The following is a 19,565-nucleotide window of genomic DNA, read 5'->3' as shown; positions in this document are numbered from 1 at the left end:
GGTCTGCTATAATAGAAATTAGTTTATGTCTTTTTAAATGGAGGGTTTGCTGTGAATGACCATAAAGTAAAAGCTGCTCAAATGGCCGTCGAGTTGATTCCGAATCAGGCCATCGTTGGGCTTGGATCGGGATCGACCGCTTCCATCTTCATCGATTTGTTAGCCAAAAAGGCACACGAAGAGGCAATGGATATCACTTGCGTGGCCACTTCTGGTCAAACCCAGCAGTTGGCCCTTGGCTTTGGCCTCAAAGTCGTGGACATTGATGCGGTTGACCGCATCGATGTCACGGTCGATGGTGCGGATGAAGTCGATCCAAACCTGAACGGCATTAAGGGTGGCGGTGCCGCTCTACTCTTCGAAAAAATTGTCGCTGTTAACTCTCAAAAGAACATCTGGGTGGTTGATTCTTCTAAAAAGCATCCCCGCCTTGGCTCCTTCAAGCTACCCGTGGAGGTAGTTAAATTCGGGGTTCACCACGTCTACAACTACCTAAAGGAACGCGATTTAAAGCCGGTCTATCGGCAGCAAGAGGACGGCAACTATCTCACGACTGATTCGGGTAACTACATTATCGACATCAACATTTCCCGTGTAGATGACTTAGCAAAGTTAGCGGAAGAGCTAAAATCTTTGACCGGTGTTGTTGAGCACGGGCTGTTCATTAACATTTGCGATGTCTTGTTAGACGGTAACACAGGCGAAGCGGTTTACCGAAAAGCCTGATAACCGTTCGCAATCAGTTAATATTAATAAAAACGATGAAAGGGAATGTTCGTTCCTTTTCATCGTTTTTTAGTGGACTTGTTTTTGAAATTGTTCGAATTGACGGTCAATCTGCCGTTCCTGCAACTCACCCGTGAGCGCCAATACGTTCAATCCTTCAATGATGAGCATCAGTTCTTCAGCCAAAAGGCGAACCTTTTCTTTCGGCAAAACACCTTGGTCAGCACCTAAATCGAGCAATGACTGCACCGTTCCTCGCGTAGCATTCACTTGCTTTTGCTTCAGGTGCCGATCTTCTTCGGATTGATGCGTAAAGGAGTATTCATACATTGCACGAATCAACGAAGGACCGCCCGCCGCCAAAACCAGCAAGCGCTGCTTATGCTCGGCTAAATACTCCGCAAAGACGGACTGAAAATCCGGGTTTGATCGCAGTTGCTCCCGCACCAAATCAAACTGATGGACGGAACGACTGCGGATTACCTCAACAAACAGTTCGTCAACGGAGTGGAAATAAAGATACAAACCACCTCGGCTAATCTGACAAGCATCGATAATCCTCTGCATCGTGACTTGTAAAAAGCCTTCTTCAGCGAAGACTTCGCTCGCCTTGGCTAAAATAATTTCCTCTTTGGCTTTTCTTGTTTTGCTCAGCTGCTCTTCCATAGCACCCCTCGACCTCAATAGGCAATTACCTGCTTTCAGTATAATATAATTTTTTCAATTGAAAAAGTCGAGTCAGCTACCCATTCAATGAAGATCCTGGACAAGTAACCAAACTTGAAAAATCACGCTCACAAGCCTATCATAAGGCTATATTCTCAACTTTTAGGGAGTCCAATCAACCATGAACTCAAGCACTAGCCAATCAGCATTAAATGACATTGAAAATCCCGAACGTCTTCACCAGCACATGGCCGTTCGTTGGGAAAAAGTCATTGCAAAAGAAAACAACTCGGCTCGCCACGCCTCGTTACACGTGCGCGCTTCCATTGTTGGTCGAGTCGGCATCATGTTACTTTCGTGCGGAACGGGTGCCTGGCGTGTTCGTGCCGCAATGAACACGGTTGCCCGAGCCCTGGGATTAACCATCTCGGCAGATATCGGTTTTACCGCCATTACACTCACCTGCTTTGATGGGACCGAGTCGTTCACAGAGTCACTCTCATTAGCGGCGACTGGCGTTAACACCCATAAGATGACGTTAATTGAAAAATTTGTTGCTGACTTTGCTGAAAAATATGCCGATAAAAAGCCACAAATCGTACATCAACAACTCGACAAAATCCAAAAACAACCCGGTAATTATTCGGCTTTCATGGCTGGTTTAGCAGCCGCCATCGCCTGTGCTGGTTTCATCTTTTTGCTAGGTGGTGGTCCAATTGAGATGTTTGGTTGCTTTACCGGGGCCTTTGCCGGCAACTTCACCCGCAAGAAATTAGGCGGTCGGCGTTGGAATGCCGTTGCGACAACTGCTCTAGGTGTTGCTGCAGCCTGCTTAACCTATGTGCTGACTCTGTTTATCTTGGGCCAATGGATTCATCTGTCATCCGCCCACGAAGCCGGTTACATCGGCGCCATGCTCTTTGTGATTCCGGGTTTTCCTTTCATCACTTCAATTTTAGACCTGTCAAAAAACGACATGCGCTCGGGACTAGAACGACTGGCTTTCGCCTTAATGATTATCTTCTCCGCCACCCTAATCGGCTGGCTGTTGGCCCTTGTTTTTCATCTGCATCCACAAAACTTTTTACCTCAGGGACTATCGCTTTACCCACTCATCGCCTGTCGTCTAGCCGCTTCCTTCGCCGGCGTCTTCGGCTTCTCAATGATGTTTAATTCCCAACCAAAGATGGCCATTACCGCTGGTCTCATCGGGGCAGTGGCCAACACCACTCGTCTAGAACTAGTTGATCTTTCTCAGATGCCCCCTGCTGCAGCTGCCTTTGTCGGTGCGCTCATTGCGGGCGTGGCGGCTTCACTGCTGAACCGCTACACGGACTTTCCAAGAATCTCACTAACGGTCCCCGCCATTGTCATCATGGTTCCTGGACTCTACATTTACCGTGGTGTGTACAACTTGGGTCTCAATAACATTGGCGCAGGGGCCACTTGGCTCACCAGGGCCGCTCTCATAATGGTCTTTCTGCCATTTGGACTCTACGTCGCCCGTTTCCTCTTTGACAAGGATTGGCGGAAAGTCGATTAAATATAAACACAAAAAAGCCGCCATTACTGGCGGCTTTTCTTTTGCAAAGTTTAAGGATTAGTACTTAGCTTCCCACTTCAAGGCTTCGATGGCAGCCTTAACGTCAGAAATCTTTTCCTTCGTGATGCCTTGGTCAACTGCTGACTGTGCAACAGCGATGGCAACCGTTTCAGAGAACTTTGTCAATTGTGAGACAGGAGGCAAAACAGCGGCTCCTGGCTTCGTACCATCAACAAGACCACCCAATGAGTGGGCAGCGGCTGAAATCATTTCATCATTCAAGACCGTTGCAGTTGAGGCAATCGTTCCAAGTCCAAGACCTGGGTAAACCAAGGCGTTGTTAGCTTGTCCGATATCGTAAGTAACACCCTTGTATTCGATTGGGTCAACGGGCACACCATTGGCAACCAAGGCCTTACCATCAGTCCAGTCAAGCAAGTCCTTTGCAGTTGCTTCAAGCAACTTTGTTGGGTTTGACAATGGGAAGATGATTGGGCGTTCTACGTGAGACGCCATTTCCTGAACGATTTCCTTCGTGAAGGCACCAGGAACAGTTGATGTTCCAACCATGATTGTTGGGTGGATTTCCTTCACAACAGACATCAAATCAGTCAATTGATCAGCATTGGCAAATTCTGAACGCTTGCGAGCAAATGGCTTTTGTTCTGGTGTCAAGTCGTCCATGTCGTCGAAGAGCAAACCTTGCTTGTCAACCAAGTAGATGTGTGACTTGGCTTCTTCTTCTGACAAACCTTCTTGCAACATTTCGTCGTAGATACGTCCGGCGATTCCACATCCGGCTGAACCAGCACCAAATGACAAGTATGTCTGTTCTGACAACTTTTCACCAGTAATGTTCATGGCACCCAATGCAGCGGCCAACGTGATGATACCAGTTCCCTGGATGTCATCGTTAAACGTCGTGATGTCGTTCTTGTACTTGTTCAAGATCTTAGCACCGTTTTGACGGGCAAAGTCTTCCCAGTGCAAGTAAAGGTTAGGGAACGTCTTTTCAGCAGCTTGGACAAAGTCATCAACAAACTTGTCGTACTTTTCGCCGCGAACACGTTCGTGACGGTTACCCAAGTAATTAGGGTTTTCCAACAATTCCTTGTTGTTTGTTCCGTTATCCAAAACAACTGGCAAAACGTCAGCTGGGTTAACACCGGCAGCGGCCGTGTAAACCATCAACTTACCAACAGCGATGTCAACACCGTTAACACCCCAGTCACCGATACCCAAGATACCTTCGGCATCCGTTACAACGATCAACTTGATGTCACGACCGTTAGCAGCGTTCTTCAACGCTTCTTCCATACCTTCTGGTTCGTCAATTGACAAGTAAACCGCGTTTTGTGGGTCAACAAACAAATCTGAGTAGTTTTCAATCGTGTCGGCGATCACGGGATCGTAAACGATTGGCATGAATTCCACCACGTGTTGTGAGAACATGTAGAAGAACAACGTGTGGTTCGTGTTGAAGATTTCCATCAAGAACAAGCGCTTTTCCAAGTCAGATGGCTTTGACTGGTATTGGGCATAAGTTTGTGCTTCTTGTTCTTCCAAAGTCTGCACGCGAGGAGGCAACAAACCGGCTACGCCGAGTTCCTTACGTTCTTCCTTTGTGAAACCTGTCCCTTTGTTCAAGAAGGGATCGTTCAAAATTTCGATTGGTGTCTTCATGTAAGACGAACTCCTTTTTCTCTTTCATCCAGGTCGCATCGTTAGATGCAGTTACTTACCTAAGTTACGAATCAGTTTACGCTGAAAACAGCCATCAGTCAACCTGGAAAGCCCGGTTTTATCGGACAATTTGGCACATTTGTTGCTTTTTGAGTCGTTTTTTCTGATATAATTCTTTTACTTCAACCCTTGTTATTTTTTTAATTTTTTGATTATTTAAAAAGGACAAATTCATGCGCATTCAAGATTTGGAATACTATCTCGCACTGGCCGAACTTGGTTCTTTTTCACAAGTTTCTAAAAGATTTAACATTTCGCAACCAACCGTCTCCCTCGCCATGCAACGTCTTGAGAAAGAATTAACAAGTGAATTGATTTGGCGCGACCCTGGCCACCAAAAAATGGCCTTCACCCATCCCGGTCAAATTCTTTTAGAACATGCCAAAAAAATTGTTCAAGAATACCAGCAAGCACAGGTCGCCATTCAAAAAGAAGCGGAGCAAAAGTTTGCCCTTGGTCTTTCAGAAATGGTTGACTTGGCTTACTACCCGGCCATCAAGGAGCACCTGTCCGACCACTTTTTCACCCACCTTCAAAAGTCCCTCGTCCAACGAAACGAGGGCCTACGCTTGCTCCAAGACGGAAAAGTCGATGCCCTGTTGGTGATTGGTTCCGCCAATCTTGCCGCGCCCTATCGAGTGGAAGAAATTGCTCACCCGGCACTGTTACAACCAAACGGGCAAGCCTTACCAGACTTTACCCTGTCTTTTATCTATCAAGACAGTGGGCAAAGTTCTGAGACAATGACCGCCATTTTATCAGAACTAAAGACGGCAATTCATTCCGCATCGCAAAACGACTTTACCCTTATAAGCAAAACTGAGTAAGCGGTAAAGAGTTGACTATAAGATGAGCGCTCTTCTATGCTTAAGGAGTTGTTTCAACTAACGATTGCATGAAGGAAAAATTATGAAGAAAAAAATCATCTTAATCTCGGGTATGGTCGCCCTTTTAGTTGCCATACTCGCCATTGCACTCTGGCCAAAGTCGTCTGACCAATCAGCCAAAGACGGCAAGTTAACGATTGTGGCTTCCACCAACGTCTATGCCGAATTAGCCAAGACGGTTGCCGGTGACCATGCGCACGTCTCGGCCATCATTACCAAACAATCGGTTTCACCAGAAGACTACGAGCCAACCAACGATGTTGCCAAAAAAGTCTCCAAGGCCGATATTGCCTTTGGCAATGGTCTTGGCTACGATGCCTGGCTCAATAAATTGGCCAAATCATCAAAAAAGACCCAGCTTTTGCTCGTCTCTGACTTGTTGAACAAAGACAGCAAGTCAAATCCACACCTTTGGAACGACCCCGCCAACATGGTTAATGCAGCGCAAAAGTTAGCCAACGAATTGTCAAAGAAGGATCCCGAACACAAGGCTGATTATCAGAAAAACGCAGCTGCCTACAAAGAAAAGCTTCAACCAGTAACCGATAAAATTGCTGAATTAAAAGCAAAAACAGCCGACAAAAACGTTTTCGAGACGGAATCCGTTTACGAATACATGTTAAAGGACTTGGACATGAAGCTAGTCGGTGACGACTTTGCCGAAGCCATTGCCGAAGACTCCGACCCAACGCCAGCGGCCCTGAAGGAAGTTCAAAACGCGCTGACGGAACACAAAGTTGCGTTCGTTGTTCAAAACACACAAACCACAGGTGGTGATGTCGCCAAGTTAGTAAAACTAGCTAAACAGGAAAACATCCCCGTCGTGAACGTCACGGAAACGTCACCAGACAACACCTCTTATGTTGACTGGAAGCTTTCCGAATTGAATCAAATTGAAAAAGCCATTGCTTAATCAAAAAAGGACGAATCGTTAGCGATTCGTCCTTTTATTATGGCGCTGTTGTTTGATTGGTCGGTAGGAAGGTAAACGATTGTGTTGATTTCGATAGATCAAGTAAGTTCGTTAACTGATTCACCTCGTTTACACGACTCTGATAAATGGCAAGCATTTCCGATACATTAACCGAGCCAACTGTCTTCCAATAGGAGTTACTTGGTGTGTAATCAGAAAAAGCCGTTGCCGAGGATTCAATCGTTGCGTAGGAATAAGACCCATCATGATTATCGGTATACATTTCCGCAACAGACGAACTAGCCAATCCACCCTCCCCATCATCAACAACCACAATTTTATCCCGGTCGCCCATATAAACAGAATAATGGGTATTGCTATGGTTATGGAATTGATTAAAAATCAACAAGGCGACTTTTGTAGGGGTGGGTAAGGCGTTGTAGGTAGCCAAATCTGCTTGTGTCGAATTTTGACCGTTATCGGCTGGTTGCTGGGCCGCCGAATCACCACTCGAACTAGTAGAACGAGACGATTGAATCCTTGTCGTTTGGACACTATGTCCCTGCTTGGCTTGATGCTTCGCTCCTTTTCCTTGTCCAATTAAAAAGGCAATCGTTAAAACGAGGCAAAAGCCAATCAAAGTAATCGCAATTTGTCCAAATTTTTTTGACCGAAACATGGTGACCTACTCACCCTCAATTCCGCGAATTCGGCGCGAAAGAACCGGCTCATGCTTCTTCCAGTAAATGAACAAAATGACAATCAACAAAATCTTAAAGTATGAAAAGGCCATCGTCGCATACATGGACAGGTTACCAGTTGCGCCATTCGCCGTTAGAATAAAGTCTTCCACGAAGTGCATGGCAACAGCGGCCCAAATCGAACCCGTTTGAACGTAAATCGCTGCATAAGACAGGCCGGCGATAAAGGCAAGGATGGATTGCAGCAAAACAGAACTGAAATCCATGTGGGTCAAATTCGTAAAGTGCATCAAGGCAAAGGCCAGGTTTGAATACAGGACTCCCTTGACCAAGTTGTGGCGACTGTAGCCGTCCCGCAACAAGTAAACCAGGAACAAGCCCAGTAGCACACCACGGGCCAAGAATTCCTCTGAAAAACCACCCATCATCCCAGTTGCCAGCGCTGTCCAAACATTATCAGCAGACAAGAATGGCAGAACCACAGCCACCATGAAGAGCCAGTAAGCGCCCTCAGAAATGGTCCAACTAGGCTTCAAATAAATTCGTTGCTTGGTAATCAGCGCATTTAAGCCAAGAACGACCAACAATTCGCACATTTTGGCGATAAATTGTGCTGTAAATTGGTCCAGATTAAACTGGTAGAATGCCCAGTTCACGGCTTGGTGAACTAAAACTTTTTGAACAATAATGTCCAACACTAGGAAGCTGACTGTCAACGTCACAAGCTTCTTAAAATCAATCTGTCGATTCATTTTAAATCTCCTCTATACATGTCATAACACTGGCAGTATAGCACAATGCGGTATTAGGCGCTAAAGCAGCAAAGAAAAAGGAGTGATTGCTCTAGACCATGGCGCGAACAAAATCTTCTACGACTTTTCCAATGAAATTTTGCCATCAACCAGCTGGTAGATTCGGTCGGCTTCTTCTTTTAAACGGAGATCATGCGTTACCACGACGACAGCCTTTTCTTCCTTCTCCGCAATGTCTTTCAGCAGGCGTCCAACTTCCTGAACACGTGCGGAATCAAGTGCTGCCGTCGGTTCATCGGCCAAAATAAAGTCTGGGTTAGCGTAAAGTGCTCGGGCAATGGCCACCCGCTGACTTTGCCCACCCGAAAGCTCGCCTGGATACTTGTCTAATAGAGAGGTAATTCCTAACCGATTCAAATCATTATCAAATTGTTTAGGGGGCAAATTGCCGGCTTTTTTTACCTTATCCACCAGTTGGAACTGTTCGGCCACTGTCAAGTAGGGAACGAGACTGTAAGACTGCAAGACGAAGCCAATGTGCTTTAAGCGAAAGTCGTCCGCCGCCTTCCCCCGCTTGCCATCGAAACGGTTCCCGTTAATGAGCACTTCTCCAGAAGTCGGCTGCTGAAGGCCGCCCAAAATTGTCAGCAAGGTCGACTTTCCAGAACCGGAAGGGCCCAAAATGAGCGTTAATTCGCCGGCTTTCGCCTCAAAGTTCACCTGACTAAGCGCTTGTACGCGGTTGGTGCCTGAACCAAACACCTTATTCACATTCTTTAATTCAAGACGTTGCATGCTAACCTCCAATAACCGAAACTGGATCAATCTTTGCAATGATGCGCATTGGAATAACGGCACCGATAATGCCCGTTAAGACCAGAACAACGGCGGTTCCAGTCATCAAAACTGGATCGAAACTCATCGGAACCGCCTTCGGAATCACCAAACCGGTCAAGGCAGACAGGAGCGTTCCCAAACCGACGGAAACAACCATAATCAACACCGTTTGAGAAAGGGTGTTTTGGATGAGGTAGCTGCTTGGTATTCCCTGAGCACGTAGCACCGCCAAATTTTCCAATTTTTGCATCGTCAAGATGTAAAGGAAAATCGCCACGATGACAATTGAAATCACGATAAGGAAGGCAATCATGAACAAGAACGTCTGGTTTTGGGCAGCGTAACCAGGCATTTTATTGAATAGTTCTTTCTTGGAAAGAACCTGTAAGTTGTCATTATCGGTCCTTAACTTTCCCTGACTAACAATGCCGGATCCTGCAAATTCAGAATTGACGCCCTTCACAGCTGGCCATGCGTTCAACGAACCATAGGCCACGGGTGACATATTATAAAGAGCGTTCTTGGCAAAGCCAACCACTGTAAAGGTCTGATTGGAAAGACCCATCGTCACCTTTTGGTTTAATTTGAATCCCTGTTGCTTTAATTGATCAGACAACACCAGTTCAGTATCGTTTTGCAACCAGCGGCCCTGCACTAGCTTGGTTTGCTTTTGAATCTGACTATTATTAGCCAAGCCAATAAAGGTCGCGGACTGACGCGCATCGCCCGCCTTCAAAATTCCCTGAGCCAAGCCCACTTGGTCTTGCTTGGTCGAGGATACCTTCGGCATCTCCTCCTTTGTCAGCATGGACTGCGCCAGGTTCCCGTTGGCATCTTTTGAAAGCAGCACCGACTGACTTTGCCAACTATTGACGGCTGCCGTGTTTTGACTAGCCAATCCCTGTGCCAAAGCAGATAGGATAAAAATGAGATAGGCGATTAGCAAAATCACGCCCATTACTAGCCCGTACCGTAACTTTTCCTTTTTAACTTCGTGTAATGCTAAAAACATTAGGAATTCTCCTTTTCCCATTCTTCTAGTGAGGATAAGCGGCTCAGAATTTCCCCTTTATCCCCAGGATTTAAGAAATACCGCCGAATTAATTCATGAATGGATACTAATACCATCCATTTGTGCAGGTTTTCCTCGCCCGTAGTGATCATTTGGCTTTCACCATTGGCTTCCAAGATCATTTCATTAACCGTGTAGTAATTTTTTAAAAAGTCGCGGTCCGGATTCTTGTCCATGCTTTCAATGAATTGCCGCACCGAGCCGAAGGCGTTTGCGCCCATCATTTGCTGATGCACGCGGATCAGCACCTTACGAAAGACATAGGAGTAGGCATCAACCGGTGTATCAAAGTAGGTGTAAAACGAACCTCGTGAAATACCCGTTACCGCCACAATGTCTTTCACCGAAACCGTTATCAAATCTTTTTCAGAAAAAATTTGATACAAATCCGCTTCCAATTTCCGCCGTTTCTCGTCATTTAATTTATAAAATAGTGGCTTAATCATTTAAACATCCTCCAAATTGACACACTGTCATTTCGTTGACTAGTATAACTCTTTTTGACACAGTGTCAATTAGAAACAAAAAAAGAAACAGAACAATGTTCTGCTTCTCATCTAGTTTTCTTATTGTCGTTGCGCCAAAAGGGATTGTGCAGCGACCACTTCTTTTTCAACATTCGCCATGGCCGTACCACCCGATGACGTCCGCGTATTCACAGCTGTTTGCGGGTCCAATACCACGTAAACGTCTTTATCAATGAGATTAGAAGCCTTCTGCAACTCTTTGAGAGGCATCTCTTCTAACGCTAGTCCCTCTTCGATTCCTTGATAGACGAGCATCCCCACCACGGCGTGGGCTTGCCGGAATGGCAGCCCCTTCTTGGCTAAGTAATCAGCCAATTCCGTCGCATTCGAGTAGTCACCCTTCAAAGCCGCTCTCATCTTGTCCTTTTTCACCGTCATGGTCGAAACCATACCAGTAAAGACTTTCAGTACCGCGATAATCGTGTCAAAAGTCTCAAACACCCCAGCCTTGTCTTCTTGCATATCCTTGTTATAAGCCAAGGGCAAGCCCTTCATTACCGTGAGCAAGCCCATCAAATGACCGTAAACCGCCCCCGTCTTTCCACGGCTCAGCTCAGCAAAGTCAGCGTTCTTCTTTTGGGGCATGATGGAAGATCCGGTTGAATAGCTATCCGACAGTTCCAAGTAGTTAAATTCAAAGGACGTCCAGAGAATCATTTCCTCAGCCATCCGTGACAAATGCATCATCAAAATCGAAGCATTTGAAAGAAATTCTACCGCAAAATCACGGTCTGAGACGGCATCCAAACTGTTGTGGTAAACGTGACCAAAGCCAAGCTGCTCGGCAACAAATTCACGGTCAATTGGGAAAGTCGTGCCGGCCAAAGCAGCGGCACCTAACGGTAAAATGTCGACGTGCTTTTCGTTAAAGGTGAAACGTTCGTAGTCACGCTGGAGCATTTCAAAGTAAGCCAATAAGTAGTGTCCGTAGGAAATGGGTTGTGCATGTTGTAGGTGCGTATACCCCGGCATCAGCGTCCCCACGTTATCAGCCGCTAAGTCAACCAGCGTCGCCTGCAAGTTGCTGATTGCCACCTTGACCACCGGCAGCCGATGCTTCATCCATAGATGAAAGTCCGTGGCTACCTGATCGTTTCGAGAGCGGGCAGTGTGCAGTTTACCGGCCACTGGTCCAATGAGTGCCGTCAACTTGGCTTCAATATTAAGGTGAATATCCTCATTTTTAACGGAGAATTCAAACGTTCCTGCCTCGATTTCTTTTTGAATTTCTTTCAAACCAGTAATGATTTGTTCCAACTCTTCTGCCGTCAAAATTCCCTGCTTGGCTAGCATCGTTGCATGGGCGATCGACCCTTCAATTTCTTCTGCTGCCAGTTGGTAATCAAAGTGGATTGAAGCACCAAACTCATCCACCCAATCCGCTGCTTGACCATGAAAGCGGCCACCCCAAAGTTTATTCGACATGTTTTCCCCAATTCTTTTTCTACTTGTTGCTATGCGTATGATTCACTTGTTCAAAAACCGTTGTTGGTAGGGACCAGAGTTTGATAAAGCCAGCGGCTGCTACTTGATCAAATGAATCGGCATCCGTATAAGTGGCCAAATTTTCGTCGTAGAGCGAGTTCGTTTCGGATTGACGAGCGATGGCCGTCACCTGACCCTTAAAGAGCTTGACTTTGACTTCGCCATTAACCACTTCCTGGCTCTTTTTGATAAAGGCCATGGCCGCATCAAAAAGTGGGGAGAAGTAAAGACCGTTGTATAGCAGTTCCGTCACCTTTTGTTCGATAATTGGCTTAAAATGCGCCAAATCACGTTCCAAAGTCAAATCTTCCAAATCCTTATGGGCCGTCATGATCACCGCTGCTGCCGGTGCTTCATAAATCTCGCGGGATTTGATGCCAACCAGACGGTTCTCAATCTTATCGATACGTCCAATCCCATGCTTACCGGCAACGAGGTTCAGGCTTTCGATAATCGTCACTAAGGACTGCTTTTGCCCATTCACGGCAACCGGTAGTCCCTTTTCAAAAGTCAGTGTCAGTACATCAGTTTGGTCTGGGGTTTCCTCCACGGCTGTTGTCAACGCAAAGGCATCTTCTGGCGCTTCATTCCATGGATTCTCCAAAATGCCCGCTTCATTGGCGCGGCCCCATAGGTTATCATCGATGGAATAGGGCGACTTTTTCCCGATGGGGACAGGAACGCCGTGTTCCTTCGCATAGTCGATTTCTTCTTCCCGCGACCAATGAAAGTCACGGATGGGCGCTTCGATTGCTAAGCTCGGGTCCAAGGCATGAATGGCGGTTTCAAAACGAACCTGATCATTCCCCTTCCCGGTTGAACCGTGGGCGATGGCCTTTGCTCCGGTCTGGTGAGCTAGCTCCACTAACTTCTTAATGATTAATGGTCGGGACAGGGCCGATACCAGGGGATATTTTCCTTCATAAAGGGCATTCGCCTGAATGACCGGGCCAACAAAGTCCTTGGCAAATTCTTCCTTGCCATCAATGACATAGGATTCCACTGCGCCAACCTGCAGGGCCTTTTCTTGAATTTCCTTCAAATTCTTACCAGCTTGCCCGACGTCCAAGACGGCCGCCACCACGTCATAACCCTTATCCTTTAACCAGGGAATGGCAACGGATGTATCTAAACCACCTGAATAGGCTAAGACAATTTTTGTCATGTTGTTTCTCCAATCTTAATCCATCAATACTTGTTTAATAAAGTGCTTCGTTTTTTCTTTCTTAGGGTGACTAAAGAGACTTTCTGCATCGTTTTCTTCAACAATTTGGCCATCGGCCATGAACCAAATCTTATCGGCCACTTGCTTAGCGAAGTGCATTTCGTGCGTCACAATCACCATCGTCATCTTTTCACTGGCGAGTTGCTGAATGACTTTGAGCACTTCCCCAACGTTTTCGGGATCTAAAGCCGAGGTTGGTTCATCAAAGAAGAGCACCTTTGGCTGCATGGCCAGGGCCCGGGCAATGGCCACCCGCTGCTTTTGCCCACCGGACAGGGAATCGGGATAAGCATTAGCCTTCTCTTCCATCCCCACTTGTTTCAAATAGTGCATGGCCTCCTGGTTCGCCTGTTCGTCAGACAACTTTTTCACCCGACGTGGGCCAAGGGTCACATTATCCAAGACCGTATGGTTGGGAAAAAGGTTGAAACTTTGGAAAACCATGCCGATTTTTTCGCCCAGATGGTTCAGCGATTGCTTCCCCGCCTTCGTCAGGTCTTGCCCTTCGAAAACCACCGAACCAGAGCTCGGCGCAGCCAATTGGTTGACGGCACGTAACAAAGTCGACTTACCGGAACCGGACGGCCCGATAATGGCCAGTACCTGGCCCTCGTCGATTTCTCCGTTGATTCCTTTCAAAACCTGGTTCCCATTAAATTCCTTGGTGATGTCTTTTAATTCAATTGCGGCTTTAGTCATGGTTCATTTTCCTTTCAAAGTGGTTCAACAAACGAGTTAGCGTAAAGGTCATCAGGAAGTAAATCACCATGACCACTACGATTGGCGCAACAGCCCGGTAAGTATCGGCCCGAACAACGTTTAATTGGTAAATCAAGTCGGAAACCCCAATGATGGAAACAATCGAACTTTCCTTCACGACCGAAATGAATTCGTTACCAAGTGATGGCCAGATGTTTTTAAAGGCCTGTGGCAAGATGACGAAGCGCATGGTGTCGACTTTGTTCAAACCAATACTCTGAGCAGCTTCCTTCTGTCCCTTATCCAAACTGTTGATGCCACCACGAATGATTTCGGCAACGTAGGCGGCCGAGTTCAAGGCAACGGCAATGATTCCAGCTAAGAGGGCTGGCAAGTTGATAATGGCCCCCAATCCGAAGTAGACAAGCAGGACCTGGACCATCATTGGTGTTCCACGGACAATTTCAATGTAAGCAGTGGCAGGCCATGAAAGCACCTTCCAGGCGGATAGCTTCATCAAAACCAGGAGAATACCGAGCAGAATTCCGAAGATCACGGCCACAACCGCAATCAACGTTGTATTCAAGAAACCGTTATAGAAGTACTTCCAATAGTGCATCATCGAAGTATCTTTGGTATTGTCCTTCATGTACTTCGCAGCCGTCTTCAAGTAATCGTCGGTCAAGTGGTGCTTTTGAATTTTAGCAATACTCTTATTAACAGCAGCGGCTAATGAATCAGATCCTTTGGCAAAGGCAACGGCGGCTCCCGTCTCATTCTTATCCAACGTATAGCCGGCGTTAACCATGGCCAAGTCCTTGTTGTTTTCAACATAGGTAGCGGCAACTGGTGTTTCAACCCCAACGGCATCGAGCTTACCTGACTTCAGAGCAAAGACTAGGTTGGGCGTCTTTTCCATACTTGATAGCGTGCTGTCACTGAAGTACTTCTTTGAGAGGGTCTGTTGCAATGAACCGGTTTGGGTTCCAATCTTGGCCCCGTGCAAGGCTTTGGCACTCTTGTACTTCTTGGCATCCTTCTTTTGAATCAAGAAGGACTGTCCACCGTTATAGTAGATATCCGAGAAATCCACGGACTGCCGACGTTCTTCCGTTGGGTTGACCCCAGTGATGGCCATGTCGACTTTGCCGGTTTGAACCGCTACCAAAGTCGATCCAAAATCCATGTTCATAATCTTCAGCTTCACACCAAGATCCTTAGCGATTTGCTTGGCGACTTCAATATCCATCCCCACATCCTCGGACTTACCATTAATGGTTGCCCGGAACTCAAAGGGTGGGTAGTCTGGTGAAGTTGCCACCTTCAAAACCCCCGCGTCCTTAATCTTTTGCAAGCTGTTATCATCGGCTGACGCCGTCGTTCCCATACCAGCAAATAACATCATGAAGGGCACTAGCAAAATTGCTAGCATGCTCCCTATCTTCGTCTTTCCCATTTTCCTTTTCTCCTCTGTTTTATTGGGCGTAAACAATAAAAAAACGCCCTTTAGTCATTTGACTAAAGGACGTTTACACGCGGTACCACCTTGATTGTGCCCAAAAAGAACACCTCTCATTATTCGATCAAAACTACTAATCGTCAGCTCTTTAATGGGAGCACCCAGCATGGTTTTCATCGCATGCACCATGAGGCGACGTTCGTCTAATCTTACCCTGTGTTTCACACTAACCAACACTTCACTGAGCGGTAAGAAGAAGACTACTACTTCCTCAACAACGTTTTTTATTATTAACTTGTCATTAACTATAACAGAGAATTTTAATTTTGCAACAACTTCATGAGAAAATATTTAATTTATTTTTTATCTTTAACTTTTAAATCATGTCAAGATGGGTCTGACCGGCCTTGATCCAGTTCATCTTACGCATTGCCCAGTAAGTAAAGAATGAGATGACAACTGGGATAATGACAGCAACACCCATGTAGGCAAAGAAGGAAGCGGGTGACTTTCCAAAGAGGGCCAGTGGGACGATGAAGGAGTTAAAGCCGATACCCGCCATCGTGAATGGGACGGTGATGTGGAAAATCATGGTGGCAATTGGGGCAGCAATGGCAGCGCCAATCATTGGTGGAATCAGAATCATTGGGTTCTTAATCACGTTCGGGAACTGAATCTTTGGTGTCACGATTCCTTGGGCAATGGTTGCTCCAATCTTGTTTTCGTGCCATGACATGGCAGGGTATGAAACGAAGACAGCAGTTGTTCCAACAAGGATGGCACCAGCGGCATCAGCAGAAGTAATACCAGTCGCACCGATGGCAACGGCCAGGGCGGCGGCAGAAGCGGGCGTCATTGTCATCGCACCGAAGGCCATGGCAACGACGGCAGTCCCAATGATTGGATTAATGGCAACCATTGACGCGATACTGTGACCAAGCCAAACAAGGAATGGTGTCGTAACAATGGCCAGGTAGTAACCAACAATTGTTCCCACAATGGTCGTAGCAGCCGGCACAATAATCATGTCCAGCGGTGTCTTACCAGACAGCCACTTTCCAAAAAGAACCGCAGCAATTCCAGCAAGCACGGCTGAAATTGGCTGACCAGTCGTCATCACGGCTGACCCAGCAACTTGCGCAGAGGAAAAGCCAGTCATTGTCTTTAAGACCATCGGTGTCGTTGTGAAGAAGACGGCGTTAGCACCGACCGTTGAGGCAGCCATAGCTGAAAACATTACCATTGTGTTCGTCTTCATCTGCGAAGCAATCGCTGCACCAAAGGCGGCTGGCAGGATAACTTTTGTCACCGCACCCATTTGAACCATTGGCCCCCAGTGAATGAAGCCAGCAATCGTTTGCAGTAAGAGCCCCATCCCCAGCGTCACCAGAATGGCGTTCGATACGGCAGCGGATACGTTATAGACGTATTCCTTAACCGATGACTTTTCCGCCGGCTGTTTCTCCATGGCCTGTTCGGCTTGTTCAAAGTCCTTAATGTTCTCTTCTTTTCTTCCGTTAGCAGCCATTGCCGCCTGGTTTCCTGACATATCCATCTTTCTCTTCCTTTCAAATCAAACAAAAAAGTCCCGGTAGTACGTAAACGTAACTACCGGGACCATCATTGGTGAGCAGTTACTAGGTGTCGACACCCTAGTAACTGATTCATACAAAAATCAACTCACTAGGATGTCCATAGCAAGCTCAACAACAAGGCAAATTCAGATGACTTAAATGAAGCGGTATTCTTTGATTGAGAGATAAACATAACGTCATCCTCCTTTCCTGATGTTTTATGATAAATTTATTATAACATGAGAGACGAATTATGCAAAGGAAAATTAAAAATTCTTCATAATTAATGACTTTCTATTAGAAAAGCCCAGTAATCCGGCCTTTTTCATCAATATCAATATCCATGGCTGCTGGGTGTTTTGGTAATCCAGGCATGGTCAGAACGTTTCCAGTCAGAGCAACGAGGAAGCCTGCCCCCAGTTTTGGCACAAATTCCCGCACGTGAATGGTAAAGTCCTTCGGTGCGCCTAACTTTTTGGCATCGTCAGAAAGCGAGTACTGGGTCTTAGCCATGACAATCGGCAACTTATCCCAGCCCTGTTCAGCAAAAGTCGCCAATTGTTTCTTGGCCTTATCCGAGAGTTCAACCCCAGCACCACCGTAGATATTTTGAACAATTTTGTTCATTTTCTCCACGGATGAATCGTTTTCTTCATATAGTGGGGAAAAGTCATGCTTCTCTGCTGCCTTTTCCACCACTAACTCAGCTAAGTCAGTCGCACCAGCGCCACCCTTTGCCCAAACATCGGCCGTCACGGCCTGCGCACCAACTGCTTCCGCAGCTTCGCGTACCATGGCCAATTCCGCTTCCGTATCATCGGTAAAGCGGTTGACTGCTACGACAACGGGGACACCATAGCGTTTCATTGCCTTGATGTTTTGTTGCAGGTTAGCAACACCGGCTTCCAAAGCCGACAGATCTTCCTGCTTCAAATCAGCCAGCGCCTGGCCACCGTGATGTTTCAAAGCACGAACCGTCGCCACCACAACGACCACGTCGGGTTCCTTGCCTAACTTTGGCACCTTGATATCCATGAACTTCTCGCCACCAAGGTCGGCACCGAAGCCAGCCTCCGTCACGGCATAGTCAGCCAAGGTCAAGGCCGTCCGCGTTGCCAGAACCGAATTGGTTCCCTGAGCAATGTTAGCGAAGGGACCACCATGTATGACGGCTGGCGTGTGGGCCAAGGTCTGTACCAAGTTCGGCTTAATCGCATCCTTCAACAAAACCGTAATGGCGCCAGCCACACCTAAATCCTTAACCGTTACCGGTTGCTTGTCAAAGTCATAGGCAACGACAATGTTGTTCACCCGACGCTTTAAGTCCATCAAGTCCGTGGACAAAGTCAAAATGGCCATCATTTCAGACGCAACCGTGATATCAAAACCATCCTCACGGGGCACACCAGAAGTTGGGCCACCCAATCCAATTGTCGTGTGACGAAGAGCCCGGTCGTTAATGTCCAACACGCGCTTCCAAATCACCCGACGTTGGTCAATGTGCAAGGGATTCCCCTGATAAATACTGTTATCTAATGCGGCTGCCAATAAATCATGAGCCGCCGTCAAGGCGTGAAAGTCACCCGTAAAGTGCAGGTTGATGTCAGCCATTGGCACGACTTGGGAATAACCACCACCCGTGGCACCACCCTTCATCCCCATCACAGGACCAAGTGAGGGCTCACGCAAGGCAATCATCGTCTTCTTTCCGACCGCCTGCAGAGCGTCTGCCAGGCCAACGGTGACCGTTGACTTTCCCTCGCCCGCAGGGGTTGGGTTAATCGAGGTGACTAAAATCAGCTTCCCCTCGTGATCTCGCTTCACGTCTTTATCCAGGTTAATCTTGGCCTTATCATAACCATAGGGTTCGATTTCAGATGGGTTCAAGCCTGCCTTTTCGGCGATTTCTGTAATGGGTAAAACTGTCGCCTCTTGGGCGATTTCAATATCGGTTTTCATGGGTTATCTACCTCAGTGCATCTTCCTGTCCAGTATACCGGATTTAAAACGATTACACGAAAAAAAGCCCTTACGGACTTTTTAAAACATTAATGGGCGATAACTAAGGCAAAGTCCCAAAGCCAGTGCATCAAAACACCACCCCAGATACTTCTTGATAAACGGACCGCCATGTACAAACCAAAACCAATGATCATTGTGCTGAAAACCTGCAGGCTCGCCTGAATAACCGGTGCTCCAGCAATAATGTTTGGTAAGTGCCAAAAGCCAAATAAGATAAGGGACAACAAACATGAAATCGGCTCATTAAAACGACGAAGAAATTCAGTCAAGGCAAAGCCACGGAAAACCGATTCTTCGAGTAATCCAACAAAAAAAGTACTCATAAAAGCAAAGAGCAACCGTGCTAAGGAGTTATGATGCCAGTGGTTCAAGATAGCATGTAAATGCTGATAGAGATTAAACAACGAAAAGAGAATCATCGCAATAACAATGATGGCAAAAAGGATTCGAACCCCGCGATGCGCAATCAGAGGTTGCTGCTGGTAAACTTGTCCCAGCCGTTCCATCCTTCTCATCAACAGAAAGAATACCAAATAAGTCAGCGCCATCGGTGCTAACACATGCCAAAAAATCGTATTAGCATCCGCAAACATCGTGTTATACTTCGCCGGTACAAAAACAGAAAAAGCCCGTGAGAGCCCCGTCCACAAAATCGATAAACTAACCGTAATCAGGGCAACACCCCAAAAACTTTTACTTCGTATCGCCATTATTCACGCTCTCCTTTACCCAAA

At 46.8% G+C, this 19,565-nt stretch carries 17 protein-coding genes, 1 pseudogene and 1 other annotated feature; of the genes and pseudogenes, 4 read left to right on the top strand and 14 right to left on the bottom strand.

The window, feature by feature from the left end:
- Nucleotides 1–51: 51 nt before the first annotated feature.
- Entirely contained in the window at nt 52–726 is a 675-nt protein-coding gene (gene rpiA, locus IV71_RS03095; protein ID WP_010691143.1) for a ribose-5-phosphate isomerase RpiA, read from the top strand.
- Nucleotides 727–795: 69 nt separating this feature from the next.
- On the opposite strand, the gene IV71_RS03090 is transcribed toward rpiA, so the two are convergent.
- Nucleotides 796–1,392: a TetR/AcrR family transcriptional regulator gene (locus tag IV71_RS03090; protein WP_010691142.1), complete on the bottom strand. Its 597-nt coding sequence runs from the start codon at nt 1,390–1,392 to the stop codon at nt 796–798.
- Between the two features lie 181 nt (nt 1,393–1,573).
- Here IV71_RS03090 and IV71_RS03085 point away from each other — a divergent pair, with 181 nt between their 5' ends.
- Nucleotides 1,574–2,935 (top strand): threonine/serine exporter family protein, encoded by a 1,362-nt coding sequence (locus IV71_RS03085; RefSeq protein WP_010691141.1) that lies wholly within the window; start codon nt 1,574–1,576, stop codon nt 2,933–2,935.
- 57 nt (nt 2,936–2,992) lie between these two features.
- Here the strand turns inward: IV71_RS03085 and IV71_RS03080 are convergent.
- Nucleotides 2,993–4,624: pseudogene (locus IV71_RS03080) on the bottom strand (malolactic enzyme); the annotation flags it as partial.
- A 227-nt stretch (nt 4,625–4,851) separates the two neighbouring features.
- Between IV71_RS03080 and IV71_RS03075 the strand changes: the two are divergent.
- Both IV71_RS03075 and IV71_RS03070 read left to right on the top strand, forming a co-directional pair.
- Nucleotides 4,852–5,505 carry a LysR family transcriptional regulator gene (locus tag IV71_RS03075; RefSeq protein WP_010691139.1) on the top strand — a complete coding sequence of 218 codons (654 nt, stop codon included), beginning with the start codon at nt 4,852–4,854 and terminating at the stop codon, nt 5,503–5,505.
- A gap of 82 nt (nt 5,506–5,587) precedes the next feature.
- A complete protein-coding gene (locus IV71_RS03070; protein ID WP_010691138.1) occupies nt 5,588–6,478 on the top strand; it encodes a metal ABC transporter solute-binding protein, Zn/Mn family in 891 nt (296 codons plus the stop codon).
- Between the two features lie 37 nt (nt 6,479–6,515).
- Here the strand turns inward: IV71_RS03070 and IV71_RS03065 are convergent, their stop codons facing one another.
- From IV71_RS03065 to IV71_RS03010, 12 genes are all read right to left on the bottom strand, one after another.
- The gene (locus IV71_RS03065) at nt 6,516–7,157 is read right to left on the bottom strand and encodes a hypothetical protein (RefSeq protein WP_010691137.1); all 642 of its coding nucleotides are present in this window, start codon (nt 7,155–7,157) and stop codon (nt 6,516–6,518) included.
- 6 nt (nt 7,158–7,163) lie between these two features.
- Nucleotides 7,164–7,931 (bottom strand): CPBP family intramembrane glutamic endopeptidase, encoded by a 768-nt coding sequence (locus tag IV71_RS03060; protein ID WP_010691136.1) that lies wholly within the window; start codon nt 7,929–7,931, stop codon nt 7,164–7,166.
- A 117-nt stretch (nt 7,932–8,048) separates the two neighbouring features.
- Entirely contained in the window at nt 8,049–8,726 is a 678-nt protein-coding gene (locus IV71_RS03055; RefSeq protein WP_010691135.1) for an ABC transporter ATP-binding protein, read from the bottom strand.
- A gap of 1 nt (nt 8,727) precedes the next feature.
- Entirely contained in the window at nt 8,728–9,780 is a 1,053-nt protein-coding gene (locus IV71_RS03050) for an ABC transporter permease (RefSeq protein ID WP_010691134.1), read from the bottom strand.
- A complete protein-coding gene (locus tag IV71_RS03045) occupies nt 9,780–10,286 on the bottom strand; it encodes a TetR/AcrR family transcriptional regulator (RefSeq protein WP_010691133.1) in 507 nt (168 codons plus the stop codon). Before IV71_RS03045 ends, IV71_RS03050 begins: the two co-directional genes overlap by 1 nt.
- 120 nt (nt 10,287–10,406) lie before the next feature.
- Nucleotides 10,407–11,792, bottom strand: a complete 1,386-nt coding sequence (argH, locus tag IV71_RS03040) for an argininosuccinate lyase (RefSeq protein ID WP_010691131.1) — start codon at nt 11,790–11,792, stop codon at nt 10,407–10,409.
- Nucleotides 11,793–11,811: 19 nt separating this feature from the next.
- Nucleotides 11,812–13,017, bottom strand: a complete 1,206-nt coding sequence (locus tag IV71_RS03035) for an argininosuccinate synthase (RefSeq protein ID WP_010691129.1) — start codon at nt 13,015–13,017, stop codon at nt 11,812–11,814.
- Nucleotides 13,018–13,032: 15 nt separating this feature from the next.
- Nucleotides 13,033–13,776, bottom strand: a complete 744-nt coding sequence (locus IV71_RS03030; RefSeq protein ID WP_010691128.1) for an amino acid ABC transporter ATP-binding protein — start codon at nt 13,774–13,776, stop codon at nt 13,033–13,035.
- Complete coding sequence (locus IV71_RS03025; RefSeq protein WP_010691127.1) at nt 13,769–15,232, bottom strand: ABC transporter substrate-binding protein/permease; 1,464 nt, start codon at nt 15,230–15,232, stop codon at nt 13,769–13,771. Before IV71_RS03025 ends, IV71_RS03030 begins: the two co-directional genes overlap by 8 nt.
- Nucleotides 15,233–15,294: 62 nt before the next feature.
- Nucleotides 15,295–15,522: a binding site (T-box leader), on the bottom strand.
- Nucleotides 15,523–15,611: 89 nt separating this feature from the next.
- Nucleotides 15,612–16,703, bottom strand: coding sequence for a PTS sugar transporter subunit IIC (locus IV71_RS03020; RefSeq protein WP_114636118.1), 1,092 nt, complete (start codon nt 16,701–16,703; stop codon nt 15,612–15,614).
- Nucleotides 16,704–17,106: 403 nt separating this feature from the next.
- Entirely contained in the window at nt 17,107–18,768 is a 1,662-nt protein-coding gene (locus IV71_RS03015) for a formate--tetrahydrofolate ligase (RefSeq protein ID WP_010691124.1), read from the bottom strand.
- A gap of 89 nt (nt 18,769–18,857) precedes the next feature.
- On the bottom strand, nt 18,858–19,541 hold the full coding sequence (locus IV71_RS03010; protein WP_010691123.1) for a CPBP family intramembrane glutamic endopeptidase: 684 nt from the start codon (nt 19,539–19,541) through the stop codon (nt 18,858–18,860).
- Nucleotides 19,542–19,565: the final 24 nt, after the last annotated feature.

This window comes from Fructobacillus fructosus KCTC 3544, from assembly GCF_001438695.1.
GTDB lineage: Bacteria > Bacillota > Bacilli > Lactobacillales > Lactobacillaceae > Fructobacillus > Fructobacillus fructosus.
The sequence above is the reverse complement of the archived record's forward strand: the minus strand, read 5'-3'. Positions and strand labels throughout refer to the sequence as shown.